We start from the raw sequence: 15,847 nt of genomic DNA, 5'->3' as shown, positions 1-15,847 counted from the left end.
TCAAACCCCCAACCTGTCCCGCAACGCGTAGTACCAGGCCCCCATTGCCGTTAAAGGCACCCGGAGGGCGCGCCCACCCGGGAACGGGTAATGCGGCAGGCTGGCAAAGGCATCAAAGCGTTCAATCTGGCCCTGGATGGCCAGGGCCAAAGCCTTTCCGGCCACGTGAGTGAAGGTGACACCATGGCCTGAGCAGCCCTGGGAATAGAACACGTTGTCGTACAGGCGGCCGAGCTGGGGTAGGCGTGAGAGCGTAAGCAGGAAGTTGCCGGTCCAGGCGTAATCGATCATCACGTTCGCCAGTTCCGGAAACGTTTTCAGCATGTTGGGTCGAATCAGCCGTTCGATGTTGTCCGGGGCTCGGGCGCCATACACCACACCACCGCCGTAAATGAGGCGTTTGTCGCCAGACAGTCGGAAGTAATCCAGCAGATAGTTGCAGTCTTCCACGCAGTTGTCCTGAGGTAACAGCTTCCTGGCCAGCGCATCGTCCAACGGCTCGGTGGCAATGATCTGGGAACCGCAAGGCATGGACTTGGCCTCAAGTTCGGGCACCAGCCCCCCCAGGTACGCGTTGCCGGCCAGCACGACATACTGTGCCCTGACCTCACCGTGTTCGGTTTTAACCGTTGCCGTTTTCCCCGGAAGAATCCCGGTAACCGCTGAGTGCTGATAAATAACACCTCCCCGGGACTCCAGTGCCGCCGCCTCTCCCAGCGCCAGGTTCAGTGGGTGAATATGGCCACCGGTGTGGTCGATGGCACCGCCCACATAGCGCTCGCTGCCAACCCGTGCACGAATGGCGTCGCGATCCAGCAGCTCCAGTTCCTTATAGCCGAATCGGCGCCAAAGCGCCTGTTGGGACTCCAGATGTCTGAACTGTCCTGGATTAAGAGCAGCAAAAATGCCCCCCTCTTTCAAGTCGCAACGAATACCGTAACTCTTCACCCTCTGGCGGATAATCTGGCTGCCCTCGAAGGCCATTTCGGCCAGCAGCTTCAGGTGGTCTTCAGTGGTCTGCCGTTCGATGCTGTCCAGATCGCGGCTGAAGCTGTTTACGATCTGACCGCCATTGCGACCCGACGCGCCCCAGCCAACCGTTGCGGCTTCAAGGACCACCACCCTGAAACCGGCTTCCGCCAGGAACAGCGCCGTGGACAGGCCGGTATAACCGGCGCCGACTACGCAGACATCCGCCTCACACGATCCCCGCAGAGCCGGGCGCACAGGGGCCGGATTGGCGGAGGCGGTGTAATAGGAAAGAACTGGGGGATACTGGATCATTATGTGGCGCCAGACAGGGTGATGGAAGAGTTTGGTAACCGGCGGCAACGGTGCTCGCCGGAGGAAAGTCTATGCCGGCCAGCCCAATATGAAACCGGTGTGGCTGGCGCCCGACAAGCGCCGCAGATCAACTCCGGGAAACCATTAAACCGTGTGCAGGTACCAGAGATATTCGAGATCGGAGATAGTCATCTCGAACTCATTCAGCTCATGCTCCTTGCAGGCCACGAACACATCCAGGAACTGGCTGCCGAGATAGTCGGCCATCACCGCTGACTGTCCCAGCTCCCGCAAGGCATCCCGCAGGTTGTTTACCAGCGTCGCTTCGTGCTGCTCGTGGGCGTTACCCACCGTGACCGGCGGCGGCTCGATCTGGTTGGAGATGCCATAATGGATGCCCGCCAGCACCGCTGCCATCAACAGGTAGGGGTTGGCGTCGGCACCGGCTACGCGGTGTTCAATGCGCAGGGCGCCGGGATCACCACCCGGCAGTCTCAGTGACGCGGTGCGGTTGTCCACACCCCAGGTAGCCGCATTGGGCACATAATACTCCGGACTGAACCGGCGGTAGGAATTGATGTTGGGGCAGAACAGCGCCATGGCATCGTTCATGGTGGCTACCAGGCCCCCGACCGCCCAGCGAAGCAGGTCGTTGGGTTGCTCGGCGTCACCTGCGAACACGTTGCGCCCGTCCCCATCAACCAGGCTTACATGCAGGTGCATGCCGCTGCCCGCCTGATTGTGATAAGGCTTGGCCATGAAGGTGGTGTCCATCTCATGGTCGTATGCCATGTTCTTGATCAGGCGCTTGAGCAGAGTGGCGTGGTCGCAGGCACGCACGGCGTCGTCCACGTAATGCAGGTTTACCTCAAACTGGCCGGGGGCGGATTCCGCCACCAGTGCATCCGCAGGCAACTCCTGCTCGTGGGCCGCATCCAGCACATCTGCCAGGAATTCTGCGTATTCATCGAGATCATCAATGGAATAGGCCTGGGTACCCGCCGGGCGTTTGCCGGAGATGGGCGACTTCGGCGGCTGGGGACGGCCCGCCAGGTTCTCCTGATCAATCAGGTAGAACTCCAGCTCAAAGGCGGCAACCGGTGTCAGCCCCAGTTCCCCGAAGCGTTTGACGATATTCTTCAGCACTACCCGCGGATCGGCAAAAAACGGCGTTTCGCGGTTCAGCTCGAACATGGTCAGCAAAAGCTGGGCTGTCGGCCGTTTCTGCCAGGGCTCCATGGTGAGAGTGCCCCCAATGGGCAGACACACGCGGTCCGCTTCGCCGATATCCAGGCCCAGGCCGGTTTCTTCCACGGTGGTGCCCTGGATGTTCAGTGCAAAGATCGAGGCCGGCATGGCTACGCCCCGCTGAAACACCTTAGCCAGCGCAGACGGATCCACCCGCTTGCCACGAACAATGCCATTCATATCCGGAATCAGCAGGTCAACAAACTGCAGCTCGGGATGCGCCTGAAGGAACGCCTCAGCGCTCGCAAAACCAGAACCCATAGGAAAAACCTTCCACAAACTCTAACAGGCCTGTGGCGAGGGGCCGGCACAGGGGGCTTAACGCTCCTTTATCCGGTTTTTCGGAGCACTTTGCAAGATAGGCATATACCGTATCAGGCGGTGATATTCACGGTCGTTCCAGGGAGCCCCCCCATGAAAGCAGCGGCTAGTGCGCATGCCTTTTTCCCAAATACATATTCGCGTCGGCCTTGCTGAGTAATTCCCTGGCCGTCATTCCGTCCTCCGGGTAAAGAGCCGTACCGATGCTGCATGAGATATGAAAAGTCTGTCCTTCAAGATTCATGGGCAGCGCCGTCAGTTCATGGACCTTGGCAACAGCCGTCTCGACCGAGTCACGGCCATGAACATCAGTCAACAGCACCGTGAATTCATCGCCACCCATACGCGCAACTGTATCCGTCTCCCTCGTGCAATCTTCCAGACGGCGGGCGATTTCCACAAGCAGCTGGTCCCCGGCCTCATGGCCACCGGTGTCGTTGATGCGCTTGAAATCATCTACATCGAGGTACAGCAAGGCCAGCCGGCCTTCGTTCCTGTTGGCCGACCGCAGGGCGGTTTCCAGGCGGTCGTAGAATAGCGAGCGGTTGGTCAAACCGGTCAACGCGTCGTGGTGAGCCATGAACCGCAGGCGTTCTTCCGCCCGTTTACGCTCAACCACCGTCGCAAGCTGCGTCGCCACGAACTGCAGCAACGCCTGATCCGCTTCGCGATAGCGCGTGCCTGGTGACGGACTTTCAATGACCAATACACCAAGAACAGCGTCCCGGGATATCAGGGGCACACCTAACCAATTGGCACCTTCAGGTTGTGTCAGGTCATTGAGCCCCACCCCCTGCCGAGCGGGATCACGGGAAGCCAGCAGAGCCTGCCCCGCGTTGATGACATCGGCAATGGCAGTCCCTGATTCCACAGGCTTCTCAATCCAGCTACCGGATCGTCCGGCGATCCAGTCCGGAACGCTGAGCAGGCTCCCGGCAGCGTCGTAAAACCCGAGGCACAGATCAGATTCCGGGAAAAGCTCGCCGATCACCTCGCGCACACCGTCGCACAGCGCACGGAGCGTTTCTGCCGCGTGGGCCGCTTCGGAAATTCGATACAACGCGTTCCGGGTCTGGTCTGCCTGCCGCAGTGCGGTAACATTTCGCGCCACAGCAATCCTCAGGCGATCTTGCTCAGACCAGCGTGCGGACCAAAGGATTTGAACAACGCTGCCATCTTTGTGCAGGTAACGATTCTCGAAATCCGTGTGGGACTGGCCACTCATCACATTGCCGATAGCTACAAGAGTGCGATCCAGGTCGTCAGGGTGGATGTAATTCAGAATCCGGGTGTCGATCATCTCGTTGGCGGAATAACCAAGCAGCTGCTCGCAGGCATCACTGACAAACACGATATGTCCGAATTCATCGACCACGAAGACCGTATCCAACAACAGATTGATCAGCTTTGGATAGAGAGCTTTGAAATCGATACTCACAAACCGTCTCCCTTCACTCCCAGCCGGTCAAGATAGACGTGAAGCTCCGCTTCGCTCATATCCACATACTCCAGCACCCGCCCATACAACATGGCGGTTGGTACATTGCGGCCGTTCAGTTCCCGCTGGGTTTCATGCAGTACATGCAGAATGATGCGCTCTGTTCGGGTGAGGCCGTCGCGGGCATCCGGAATGACTTCCAGGAGGGTTTGGAGAGAGTCTGAACCATTCATTGCGTGCTCGGCATGGATATTGGACTGATACATAGTAGCAGTCTGGCTGCGGCGACCCCAGCGGGACACCGCAGCATTTCATGCCGGATCAGATCTGCTTGTAAACAACCTCGGACAGCCGGCTGCGGTTGCCATCAGTGTCCAGGGTGCGGATGGCGAAGTACCAGGTGCCTTCGGTGAGTTCGTCCACCAGCAGCTCATCGGTGGAAGCATCACCGATCGCAAGGCTCTGGTCCAGGCTTTCGGCGCTGGTACCGTAGACAACTTCAAGGCCGGCAATTTCACCCATGGCCAGGCTGTCACCGTTTTCGCGGGTCAGCGGTGCCGTCCAGCTCAGCAGGGCTGCGTTGGCCGGAATGGTTTCTTCCGGCGTCGTTTCCGTGGCCGGCGGCTCGCTGGCTCCGGTATCGGCAACCGAATCACCGGTGCTGCCGTCTACAGTGGTATCCGGTTCGGTTGTGCCGGCAACCTGCTCTTCAGTGTTATCCGTTGTGGTTTCCGTACTGGTATCAGCCGTCGTATCCCCGCCGTCTGCAGCCGTCTGGTCCGTGCTTGCAGAACTGTCGTTTGTTGTGTCGGTGGTCGTGTCATCACTGTCAGCAACACTGGTATCGCTGCCGTCATAGACTTCGGCAATGGTTTTGAAACGCTGTACGTTGCGGTACTCAACCACCACCAGTTTCTGGCTGATGACGCTTGAATCCACGGTTGCCTGGAGCTCAGAGGCCTGCAATGCTGCGGCAGAAACAAGGTCAGCGAGCGCTACATTGGCGCCATCCCCCATCACACTGATCTGGCCCGTGGCACTGACCTGAGAAGTGAGATTGTTCAGTACATCAGAAATCGAGTTCCACTGGGCATTGTCGTTTACCAAACCCAGGAAGGCGGCATTAGCGATAGCTACCTGGAGGGCGTCAGCGGTAACACCGGTCATTTCGTCAAGCTGGGTCACATCCGGCGGGGTGAGACGGAGGGCGCCGGCCGGGAGACCAAACCAGGCTTCCACCGTTGTGTAGGCACTAGAAAGCGCATTCGGTGAAAGCCCGTTGGCACTGCGTTCCGCCAGGGTTACGGCCAGGTGCGTCAACGGAGTCAGGTTGACGGTTTCCATGCTTAGACCACCGGCTCCACGAAGGCTGACGGCGACTGTGCCGGTGGCTGCTTACAATTTTAAACAGAGATCTTCCGGCCCTTATTGGAAACAATTGGGAACATAGGCATCAGGCCTCACAGAGCCTCCGGAAACGCCGATACGAGGTAATCAACCAGCACGCGGACTTTGGGCGTCACGAACTTGCGGGTGGGATAAACGGCGTACACGCCGAGCTCAGTGGAACGATATTCTGGCATCAGTTCCACCAGTCGCCCGGCTTCAAGGTCCTTCTGTACGAGAAAGCCCGGTTGAAGCACCACGCCCTGCCCAGCCACCGCGGCTGCGCAGCATGTCTCGCCATTATTGGCCTGCATCCACGGCCGGACCCGCACACTGGTCGCCCCCTCCGGTCCTTCGAACGGCCAGTCGTTGCCGGTCGTGAAGTTGCTGTAGCCGATGATCCGGTGGCTGGCGAGATCCGCAGGCGCTTCGGGCGAGCCCTGGGCCGACACATAATGGGGGGAGGCACAGGCGATCAGGCGGGTTGACGTTATCCGTCGGCTGACCAGCGTGGAGCTTTGCAGTGTTGCAATACGGATGGCCAGATCAAAGCCTTCTTCGACAATGTCCACCAGCCGGTCAGACAGATCGATAGAGAGCGCCACATCCGGATAACGGGCGTGAAACTCGCCCCACAAAGGTGCCAGATGGCTGATCCCGAAACTGACCGGTGCGTTAATCCTTAACAAACCCCGGGCGACATCGCTCCGGGACGTAATTTCCGCCTCGGCTTCCTCCACGCCCGCGAGCAGCTCCCGGCAGCGAACATAGAAAACTTCACCCTCTCCCGTCAGTGACAGCCTCCGGGTCGTCCGGTGCAACAGTCTTATTCCAAGCCGGGATTCCAGCTCACCGAGATAGCGGGACACCGCCGCCCTGGACATGCCCAGGGCATCCGAAGCGGCAACGAAGCTGCCCGCCTCCACCACCGCACAGAAGGTCTGCATCTCCAGCAATCGATCCATTGTTTCATTTTCCGGAACAGTTAATTTATATAAAGCAGGTTTATCCCGTTATTTGATATTTGTAAAGTGACAACATGTTCAAACACACCCAAGGAGATTCACCATGAACAACGCATTCCTGAACACGTTGCTGTCTACCCAGGCCGGCTGGGGTGCTCTTGCCCTGCGCATTCCGGTCGGGATTATTTTCGCCGCCCACGGCGCCCAGAAACTGTTTGGCTGGTTCGGCGGCTATGGCCTGGAAGGTACCGGGCAGTGGATGGATTCCATCGGCCTGAGCCCGGGCTACCTGATGGCCCTGTTGGCCGGTGGTGCGGAATTCCTTGGCGGTCTGGCACTGATCATCGGCTTTCTGGTTCGCCCCGCCAGCGCGGTACTGGCTTTCGCCATGCTGATTGCCATTTTCAGCGTTCATATCGGCAACGGGCTGTTCATGAGCAACAATGGTTACGAGTTTGGTCTGGCATTGCTGGCAGTATCCGTGTCACTGTTTTTCAGTGGTGCCGGACGGGCATCTGTTGACCGCCTTATCGCAGCCCAATAACCACGCTCAGCAAGGAAGAATCAACCATGAGCCTGTTTGTCTCCCACGGCGCACCCACCTTCGCATTGGAGCCGGGCCTGGCTGGCCCGGCACTGACCGACCTGGGTAGACGCCTGCCAAAACCCGAAGCCGTGCTGGTCGTTTCACCGCACTGGATGACCACCGGAATCCGGGTGGGCTTCTCGGAAAAACCGGCAACCATCCACGATTTCAGCGGATTCCCGCCTGAGCTGTACCGGATGGAATATCCGGTATCAGGCCACCCGGCTTTGGCTGGCAAAGCCCTGGCGCTTCTGGAGGCGGCCGGCTGGAAACCTGTGGCTGACGCCAGCCGGGGGCTGGATCACGGTGCCTGGGTCCCCCTGATGCACCTGTTCCCGGAGGCTTCAGTCCCGGTCTTTCAGGTTTCCATGCCAATGGATCTTGATTCCGAGTCAGCGTGGCAGCTGGGCGAGGCACTGCAGCCCCTGGAGCATGACGGGGTACTGATTGTCGGATCCGGCAGTCTGACCCATAACCTGCACGAAGTTCGCTGGCGGGATCGGAAGGCGTCAGACTACGCCCGGGAATTTACGGACTGGGTGCGGGCAAACATCCGGGAAGGCAATCAGCAACAGCTGATTGAAACCTTGAAACTGGCTCCCCACGCCCGGCGTGCCCACCCCACAGAAGAGCATTTCCTGCCTCTGCTGGTGGCGGCCGGTGCAGCTGGCATCGGAAGTTCGGGCGGCCTGATTGATGGCGGTATCGAACATGGCGTTCTGGCCATGGACGCCTTCGTGTTTAACAGAGAGGCCACCTGGATCGGTGGCCTCTCTGGGTTCCCGAACTGAGGTTCGCTTACCCCAGATTCTTTCTCACAAACTTCTGGATCTCACCAACGATACCGCTGCGGAACGCCAGTACCGTGAGCACGAAGATGCCACCGAGAATCGGATCTACCCAATCCCGAAGCGGACCCTGGGAGAGCTGGTACTCGATATTAACCACAAAGGTTGCGCCCACAACAGGTCCAAGAAGGGTGCCCATGCCCCCCACGAGGGTCATCAGGATGACTTCGCCCGACATATGCCAGTGCGCATCGTTCAGGGAGGCCAGTTGGAAAACCACTGACTTCAGGGAACCGGCAAGTCCTGCCAGGGCCGCCGAGATGACAAAGGCAAGCACCTTGTAGCGATTCACGTTGTAGCCCAATGATATGGCCCGGGGTTCATTCTGCTTGATCGCCTTTAACACCTGGCCGTAAGGGCTGCTTACAATCCGCTGGACCAGGAGATAACAACCGAGGAAAACCGCCAACACGAAATAATACATGTTGTAGTTGTCCGAGAGGTCGACGAAACCAAACAGATTGCCCCTGGGAATACCATGCATCCCGTCTTCACCGCCGGTGAATTCCGACTGGACGAGGAAGAAGAACACCAACTGCGACAGCGCCAGGGTAACCATCGCAAAGTAGATGCCCTGCCGTCGGATGGACAGCAGTGCGAACGCCAACCCCAGCAATGTGGCAGCAGCGGTGCCTGCAATAATGCCCATTTCAGTGGTCAGGCCGGAAACGTTGCTCAGCAGATAGCCGGTTGTATAACCGCCTGTCGCAAGAAAAGCCGCGTGGCCGAAGGACAGCAGGCCGGTAAAACCGAACAGCAGGTTAAATGCCACCGCAAACAGGGCAAAACACAGGATCTTCATCAGGAACACCGGATACATGGCGAACGGTGCTGCGAGCAAAAGCAGCAGCAGGACACCGTTCAGTACCATTTTTTTCCGGTTGTCCGCGCTTTGCTGTTCCAGAATGGCTTTTTGGATCTCGGTCTGATTGACAGGCTGAGTCATGGTTACGCCTCCTTACCAAACAAGCCACTGGGGCGGAACATCAGAACGATCACCATGACCAGGAAGATCACCGCGGATGAAGCAGGCGGATAAAAGGTTTTGGTAAGGCCTTCAATCACCCCCATGAGAATACCGGTGATAATCGCGCCACCGATGGAGCCCATGCCACCGATAACCACCACGGCAAAGACGGTTATCAGGATGTGAGACCCCATCACCGGCGTAACGGAATAGATTGGCGCAGCCAGGACACCCGCAAACGCCGCGAGCATAACGCCAAAGCCGTAGGTAAGGCTGATCAGTAAGGGCACGTTGATGCCGAACCCCTGCATCAATTGAGAGTCTTCCGTTCCGGCACGCAGATAGGCACCAAGCTTGGTTTTTTCGATCATGAACCAGGTGCCAAAGCAGACCAGCAACGCGATCACGATAACCCAGAGCCGGTAATAAGGAAGGAACATGAATCCGAGTTTCATTCCGCCCTGGAATATATCAGGCATGGAATACCGGAGCCCGGATACCCCGTAGATGTTCGTAAGCACACCCTGTAACAGCAAAGCCACGCCAAAGGTGAGCAAAAGGCTGTAGATATGGTCCTGGCCGGCGATCCTCCGGAGCAGGAAATATTCGATCAGTACGCCGACCGCTCCGACCAGAAGTGGCGCGACGAAAAGCGCAACCCAGTAATTGACGCCGAGAGCGTCAAAGAGGATGACGGTGGACATGGCGCCCAGCATGTACATTGCCCCATGGGCAAAGTTAATTATCTTGAGCAGGCCAAAGATAACTGCCAAGCCGAGGCTCAAGAGCGCATAAAACGCGCCATTAATGACCCCGATCAGAAGCTGACCAGCCAGCACGGCAAGGGGGACACCGAAAATCATGGACATGTTGCTCACTCCAAAAGCAGCGCAAACGTGATACCGGGAACCATCGTTGCGAGTTCCCGGGGCTGCCCCACCGGAAGGCGAGGGAACCCCGAAGATTACGCTCTTCTCTTTATTTGCTGGTTACCAGCGGGCACTTGCTCTCGGAGAGCGGGCGATAGGCTTCGTCAGCCGGGATAGTGCGGAGAATCTTGTACAGATCCCACTCCCCTTTGGACTCAGCCGGTGTTTTGACTTCTGCCAGGTACATGTCGTGCACCATACGGCCATCGACACGAATCTTGCCGTTCTTGGCAAACATGTCGTTGATCGGTGTATCCATCATTTTCTGGCGTACAGTCTGGGCATCGTCGGAACCGGTGGCTTCAACGGCTTTCAGGTACTGCATGGTGCTGGAGTAGATACCGGCGTGAACCATGGTCGGACGTACTCCGGTTTCTTTCTCGAAACGATCGGACCAGGCGCGGGTCTCATCGTTCATATCCCAGTACCAGCCCGTGGTCAGCTGAATGCCCTGGGCTGCATCCACGCCCAGTGCGTGCACATCTGTCAGGAACAGCAGCAGAGCGGCAAGGGTCTGTCCTGACTGGGTTACACCAAACTCACTGGCGGTGTTGATGGCATTGGTGGTATCCGCACCCGCATTGGCCAGCGCCACGACATCCGCACCCGAAGCCTGTGCCTGAAGGATGAAAGAGGAGAAATCAGGCGTAGGGAACGGATGCCGCAGGGTACCGATGACTTCGCCACCGTTGGCCTCAACAACGCGGGTTACGTCCGCTTCAAGGGCATGACCAAACGCGTAATCCGCGGTCAGGATGTACCAGGTTTTACCGCCTTCTTTTACCACTGCACTGGCAGTGCCATTAGCCAGCGGATAAGTGTCGTACACATAGTGGATATGGTTTGGCGTGCAATGCTCGTTGGTGATGCTGGAGGCCGCAGAGCCGGAAATGATACCCAGCTTGTCATTCTCTTCAAGGATATCGCTTACCGCGATGGAGACTGAGGAAGCCACAAGGCCGGCGACCAGATCGACTTTGTCATTTTCGACCCAGCGGCGGACTGTGCTGGAGGCCACATCCGCGCTGTTGCGGTCATCTGCGCTCACAACTTCGATAGTGGCGCCGCTCACTTTTCCGCCGAAATCGGCGACGGCCATTTCCAGGGCCTTCATGCCGTTGGGGCCAGCGAGATCCCGGTAGGTACCGGACATGTCCGCCAGGTAGCCGATTTTAACGGTGTTGTCAGAAATGGCCGCCTGGGCGCCACCCACCATCATGGCGGTTGCAACGGCTGATGTCAGAAGCTTTTTCATCATTGTCATTGTTGTATCTCCGCGACTGTCGTGCGTTGGTTGTTCGGGTTGTTGCTTTTTTTGGTTGTTGCTCTCTTCTATCCGGTGTTACACACCCAAATAGTCGTTCAGCAGCGACTGCTTGGCTTCAAGCTCGCCGGCGCTTACCTCTTCCACGATCTGGCCATGCTCCACAACGTAGTGGCGATCAGCCAGCGGCGCGGCGAAATGGAAATTCTGCTCCACCAGCACAATGGTCAGGCCTTTGTTCTTGAGCTTGATCAGCACTTCGCCAAGCTTTTCAACAATGACCGGTGCCAGCCCCTCGGTGATTTCGTCGAGCAGCAGCATATTGGCGCCGGTCCGAAGGATGCGGGCCATGGCCAGCATTTGCTGTTCACCGCCAGACAGTTTCGTGCCCTGGCTGAAGCGGCGCTCATAGAGGTTGGGAAACATGCTGTAAATTTCTTCCAGGCCCATGCCGCCGCTGCGCACTACCGGCGGCAGGGTCAGGTTCTCCTGGACGTTGAGTGCGGAAAAAATGCCCCGGTGTTCGGGGCAATACCCGACACCCAACCTTGCAATATGGTGCGGCGCACAAGACATGGTCTCTTCGCCGTTGATCATGATGGAGCCGGTGCGGCGGCCAACCATGTTCATGATGGCCTTGAGCGTTGTGCTGCGGCCGGCGCCGTTGCGCCCGAGCAGGGTGACCAGCTCGCCGCGGTGAACCACAAGATCGATGCCGTGCAGGATATGCGACTCACCGTAAAAAGCGTGCAGACCGGAAACCCGCAGCTGTTCGTATTCTTTGTCGGCACGGTTGCTCATTCTGATGTCTCCCGCTCCGCCGAGGCTTTATCGTTCGCGGTGCCCATGTAGACTTCACGCACTCGGGGATCGGCAGACACTTCGCTGTACTCTCCCTCGGTAAGGACGGCCCCCTGGGCCAGCACCGTGATGCGGTCGCACAGTTTGCTGACCACCCCGAGATTGTGTTCCACCATCAGCACCGTGCGGCCCCTGGCTGCCTTGCGAACCAGTTCAACCACACTGTCTACGTCTTCGCCGCCCATGCCCTGGGTAGGCTCGTCAAGAAGCAGCAATTCGGGCTCCATGGCCAAGGTGGTGGCCAGCTCCAGCGCCCGCTTGCGGCCATAGGCCAGTTCCACCGTTGTGGTGTTGGCGAACTCCACAAGCCCGACGGAATCGAGCAATTCCATGCAGCGCTGGTTCAGTTTGTTCAGTGAAGCGCCGGACTTCCAGAAGCTGTAGGAGTTGTTTTCCGCGGTTTGCAGGGCAACCCGGATATTCTCCAGTGCCGTCATGTGAGGAAACACCGCGGAAATCTGGAATGAGCGGACGATCCCCTTACGGGCAATGGCAGCCGATTTCATGGCTGTGATGTCCTGCCCCTTGAACAGGATCTGACCCCGGGTCGGAATCAGGAACTTGGTGAGCAGATTGAAGACCGTGGTCTTGCCGGCGCCGTTGGGGCCAATCAGGGCGTGAATATGGCCTTTCTGAATCTTCAGATTCACGTCGTCGACCGCAACAAAGCCCTTGAATTCCTTGACAAGGTTACGGGTCTCCAGCACGTACTGTTCACTCATGAGCCAATTTACCTTTGTTATTGTTGTACATGTTATCTATATCACAGATTAGATTGACGTATACGTAAACGTCAACACTTAATTCTGATTTTTCAGTTCAACCTCGCTACGCAAAAAGTCGCATATGAGGGTCACCAACTGGTCCTGCTGCTCGAGATGGGGCGAGTGACCGGCATCTTCCAGGAAAACCTCCCTGGCGCTGGAACCGATGCCAGCCACGATGTCAGTCACCTGTTCGGGCACGCCGTATTCGTCACACTCTCCCTGAATGATCATAGCCGGGCATTCGATAGCCGCCAGCCAGTGACCGAAATCCATCGCCGCATGGAACCCCTCATCACGCCAGACGGTCTGCCAGGCGTTAAACAGATCATCGGTCCGATGGCCGTGATACCGCTCCAGGCGTTCACGAATATCGGTTTCCCGGTAACGACTGGCCATTTCCTCTAAACCCGCGAGCGTCAGGTGGTCGGCGTAGGTGTGCGCCGCCATGGTGACAAGCGCCTTTACGCGTCTGCCCAAAGCGCCGGCGGCTACCAGGGAAATCGAGCCACCATCACTATGCCCCACCAGCACGGCTTCCGGAATTTCAAGCCTGTCCAGCAACCGGGGTAGCCAGCGATGGCCGGCGACTTCGAGGTAGTCGTAGGGGCGCGGCAGCACTTCCCGGGTTGACTGCCCGTAACCCTGCCGGTTGTAGATCAGCGCATCCCACCCTGTCGCCCTAGCAAGCTTCTCCGGAAACTTCCGCCACAGGGCAATACTGCCGAGGGATTCGTGCAGAAACACCAGAACCGGCCCTTTTTGTTGCTGGTGCTGGATCCGCCTGACTTCCAGCTCAACGCCCTCGCCCACCGGCACCATCATGTCTCTTATCTGCATGGCGCTACCGGTTCGGAGGAATCGAATAGGTCAGGGTGGAGTGGGCCACCGGATCCTCTGCGCCTTCGGAGTAGACAAACACTTCACCCACCCCCATGGTACGGCCGACCTTCAGCATTGTCGCCCTGGCCCAGATCGGCTGGTGTGCCACAGGTTTGCGCAGGAAGTTGATATTCAGGTTGGTGGTAACCGCCAGCGGCACCAGGCCAATCCTGCTCAACAGCGCCGCGTAAAGGGTGACGTCCGCCAGCCCCATCATGGCCGGCCCGGAGACGGTCCCCCCCGGCCTGAGATGCTCCTCATCCACTTCCAGCTTCATTTCCGCCCAGCCGTCCCCCAGCTTTTGCAGGGTGCCGAAGGCGGCCCCCTGCGGAAACTGCTCGTCAAGGAAGGCCTGCAGCTCTTCAAACGTGATGATCATGCGCCGGCTTCTTCCTGGGCTTTATTACGAAGGACGAAGCGCTGAATCTTGCCGCTCGGCGTCTTCGGCAGCTCATCAACGAACTCGATTTCCCGGGGGAAGGCGTGGGTGGACAACCGGCGGCGCACCAACTCCTGAAGTTCGTCTTTCAGGGCCTGCTCATCCGCCGGTTCCTGATCGCTCTTGATCACCACATAGGCCTTGATGATGGAGCCGCGCTTTTCATCCGGCTTCCCGACTACGCCGGACTCCGCCACGGCGGCATGCTCCAGCAACGTGCTCTCCACATCCGCGGGGCCGACGCGGTAGCCGGCGGTGGTGATGATGTCGTCGTCCCGACCGCTGAAGGAGAAGCACCCATCGCCGTGGCAGACCACCATGTCACCGGTGAGATAGTAGCCTTCCACGAACGGGTCTTTTTCACCCCAGGTGTAACCGTCAAAGTGGAACAGGGGCGAAGCTTTCACGTCCACGGCCAGTTGACCAACCTCGCCCGCGCCCACTTCCTCGTTCTTCTCGTTCAGGGCGACGACTTTATGGCCCGGGGAGGCATAACCCATTGAACCCTCGCGAACGGGATGCTCAAGGCCATGGAAGTTACAGCAGGTCATACCGGTTTCGGTCTGGCCGTAGTGATCCTTGACCGGGCAGAAGTGACGATTGCGGATCCAGTTCACCACTTCCGGATTGAGGGGCTCACCGGCACTGCTGGCGATTCGCAGACCCAGGTTCTCACCTTCTGGCAGCACATGATCGTTGGCCTTGAGCAGACGATAGGCCGTAGGCGCCGCGGCCAGGTTGGTGATCTTGTACTTCCGGATCATGTCGTAGGTGGATTCCGGCGTGAAGCCCCCCGGGTTGAAATGGGTAGCGTGCCCCATCAACAGGGGGCCCACCACGGCGTAATAAAGGCCGTAGGCCCAGCCGGGATCGGCCACATTCCAGAACCTGTCGTCGTCACGCAGATCGATGGCATACTTCATATAGACATAAAACGCCAGCAGCGCTTTGGCCGGGACGGCAACGCCCTTGGACTTGCCCACCGTTCCAGACGTAAACATCTGCAGGAACGGGTCGTCGCCTTTAACCATGACCGGCTCAAACTCACTGGACTGCGCCGCCAGGGTTTCCTCGAAATCGGGGACTTCAGCGTCAATCTCACCGGCGTTCACTGCGAGTACCGGCGGACACACCTTGACGTCATTCAGCTTGGGGTAGTTTTCCGGGTTGGTCACCACCAGCCTGGTGCCGGCCCGCTCAAAACGGTATTCAATAGCCCCGGACCCAAAGGCAGTGAACAGGGGTTGATAGACAGCACCGGCGCGCAGGGTGCCCGCGATGACGATCAGCAGCTCCGGTGTACGCGGCAGGAGTGCAGCCACCCGGTCACCCTTGCCAATGCCTTGGGATGCCAGGTAATTGGCAAATCGGGCGGACTGCTCTTTCAGCTCGGCAAAGGTCAGAACACCGTCACCGCCATCCTCTTTTTCGTAGTAAAGGGCGACCCGGCTGGGGTCGCCCGCCCACTTGTCGCAGATTTCGTGGCATACGTTGAGCCCGCTATCCAGACGTCCATCCAGGATGTCCGCTTCCAGGGCAGCAGGATCGAAGTTGTTGTAAACGTCAGTGTATTCCGGAAGGCTCATTCTCAACTCCTGTTGTTTTTATCATCGAAAGCACGGGTCAAGGTTTAGCACAGGCTTCACTTTACGTAAAGGTAAACTT

At 58.3% G+C, this 15,847-nt stretch carries 16 protein-coding genes; 2 read left to right on the top strand and 14 right to left on the bottom strand.

What is annotated here, in order from left to right; genetic code table 11:
* The 6 genes from D0851_RS18305 to D0851_RS18280 all read right to left on the bottom strand — a co-directional run bounded on the left by D0851_RS18305 (nt 1) and on the right by D0851_RS18280 (nt 6,642).
* On the bottom strand, nt 1–1,284 hold the full coding sequence (locus tag D0851_RS18305; protein WP_117619910.1) for an NAD(P)/FAD-dependent oxidoreductase: 1,284 nt from the start codon (nt 1,282–1,284) through the stop codon (nt 1–3).
* Nucleotides 1,285–1,428: 144 nt separating this feature from the next.
* Complete coding sequence (locus tag D0851_RS18300) at nt 1,429–2,793, bottom strand: glutamine synthetase family protein (RefSeq protein ID WP_117619909.1); 1,365 nt, start codon at nt 2,791–2,793, stop codon at nt 1,429–1,431.
* Nucleotides 2,794–2,959: 166 nt separating this feature from the next.
* Nucleotides 2,960–4,291: a GGDEF domain-containing protein gene (locus D0851_RS18295; RefSeq protein ID WP_117619908.1), complete on the bottom strand. Its 1,332-nt coding sequence runs from the start codon at nt 4,289–4,291 to the stop codon at nt 2,960–2,962.
* Nucleotides 4,288–4,524: a hypothetical protein gene (locus tag D0851_RS18290; RefSeq protein WP_117620468.1), complete on the bottom strand. Its 237-nt coding sequence runs from the start codon at nt 4,522–4,524 to the stop codon at nt 4,288–4,290. The genes D0851_RS18295 and D0851_RS18290 overlap by 4 nt, the downstream gene beginning before the upstream one ends.
* Nucleotides 4,525–4,612: 88 nt before the next feature.
* Nucleotides 4,613–5,635 (bottom strand): DUF4998 domain-containing protein, encoded by a 1,023-nt coding sequence (locus D0851_RS18285; protein ID WP_227539350.1) that lies wholly within the window; start codon nt 5,633–5,635, stop codon nt 4,613–4,615.
* Between the two features lie 116 nt (nt 5,636–5,751).
* Complete coding sequence (locus D0851_RS18280; RefSeq protein ID WP_117619907.1) at nt 5,752–6,642, bottom strand: LysR family transcriptional regulator; 891 nt, start codon at nt 6,640–6,642, stop codon at nt 5,752–5,754.
* A gap of 103 nt (nt 6,643–6,745) precedes the next feature.
* On the opposite strand from D0851_RS18280, the gene D0851_RS18275 reads away from it, so the two are divergent.
* Nucleotides 6,746–7,186: a DoxX family protein gene (locus tag D0851_RS18275; protein ID WP_117619906.1), complete on the top strand. Its 441-nt coding sequence runs from the start codon at nt 6,746–6,748 to the stop codon at nt 7,184–7,186.
* A 26-nt stretch (nt 7,187–7,212) separates the two neighbouring features.
* Nucleotides 7,213–8,019 (top strand): DODA-type extradiol aromatic ring-opening family dioxygenase, encoded by an 807-nt coding sequence (locus D0851_RS18270; protein WP_117619905.1) that lies wholly within the window; start codon nt 7,213–7,215, stop codon nt 8,017–8,019.
* A gap of 7 nt (nt 8,020–8,026) precedes the next feature.
* Here the strand turns inward: D0851_RS18270 and D0851_RS18265 are convergent, their stop codons facing one another.
* The 8 genes from D0851_RS18265 to D0851_RS18230 form a co-directional block, all read right to left on the bottom strand.
* The gene (locus D0851_RS18265) at nt 8,027–9,022 is read right to left on the bottom strand and encodes a branched-chain amino acid ABC transporter permease (RefSeq protein ID WP_117619904.1); all 996 of its coding nucleotides are present in this window, start codon (nt 9,020–9,022) and stop codon (nt 8,027–8,029) included.
* Between the two features lie 2 nt (nt 9,023–9,024).
* Nucleotides 9,025–9,912 carry a branched-chain amino acid ABC transporter permease gene (locus D0851_RS18260; protein ID WP_117619903.1) on the bottom strand — a complete coding sequence of 296 codons (888 nt, stop codon included), beginning with the start codon at nt 9,910–9,912 and terminating at the stop codon, nt 9,025–9,027.
* 109 nt (nt 9,913–10,021) lie between these two features.
* Nucleotides 10,022–11,236: an ABC transporter substrate-binding protein gene (locus D0851_RS18255; protein WP_117619902.1), complete on the bottom strand. Its 1,215-nt coding sequence runs from the start codon at nt 11,234–11,236 to the stop codon at nt 10,022–10,024.
* A 78-nt stretch (nt 11,237–11,314) separates the two neighbouring features.
* The gene (locus D0851_RS18250; protein WP_117619901.1) at nt 11,315–12,037 is read right to left on the bottom strand and encodes an ABC transporter ATP-binding protein; all 723 of its coding nucleotides are present in this window, start codon (nt 12,035–12,037) and stop codon (nt 11,315–11,317) included.
* Nucleotides 12,034–12,819 (bottom strand): ABC transporter ATP-binding protein, encoded by a 786-nt coding sequence (locus tag D0851_RS18245; protein WP_117619900.1) that lies wholly within the window; start codon nt 12,817–12,819, stop codon nt 12,034–12,036. Before D0851_RS18245 ends, D0851_RS18250 begins: the two co-directional genes overlap by 4 nt.
* A 78-nt stretch (nt 12,820–12,897) precedes the next feature.
* Nucleotides 12,898–13,701, bottom strand: a complete 804-nt coding sequence (locus tag D0851_RS18240) for an alpha/beta fold hydrolase (RefSeq protein ID WP_117619899.1) — start codon at nt 13,699–13,701, stop codon at nt 12,898–12,900.
* 4 nt (nt 13,702–13,705) lie between these two features.
* Nucleotides 13,706–14,122: a PaaI family thioesterase gene (locus tag D0851_RS18235; RefSeq protein WP_117619898.1), complete on the bottom strand. Its 417-nt coding sequence runs from the start codon at nt 14,120–14,122 to the stop codon at nt 13,706–13,708.
* A complete protein-coding gene (locus D0851_RS18230) occupies nt 14,119–15,768 on the bottom strand; it encodes an AMP-binding protein (RefSeq protein WP_117619897.1) in 1,650 nt (549 codons plus the stop codon). Before D0851_RS18230 ends, D0851_RS18235 begins: the two co-directional genes overlap by 4 nt.
* Nucleotides 15,769–15,847 lie beyond the last annotated feature (79 nt).

Origin of the sequence: Marinobacter sp. Arc7-DN-1, from assembly GCF_003441595.1 — a bacterium.
GTDB classification, from domain to species: Bacteria; Pseudomonadota; Gammaproteobacteria; order Pseudomonadales; family Oleiphilaceae; genus Marinobacter; species Marinobacter metalliresistant.
This window is presented reverse-complemented; position numbering and strand designations above follow the sequence as displayed.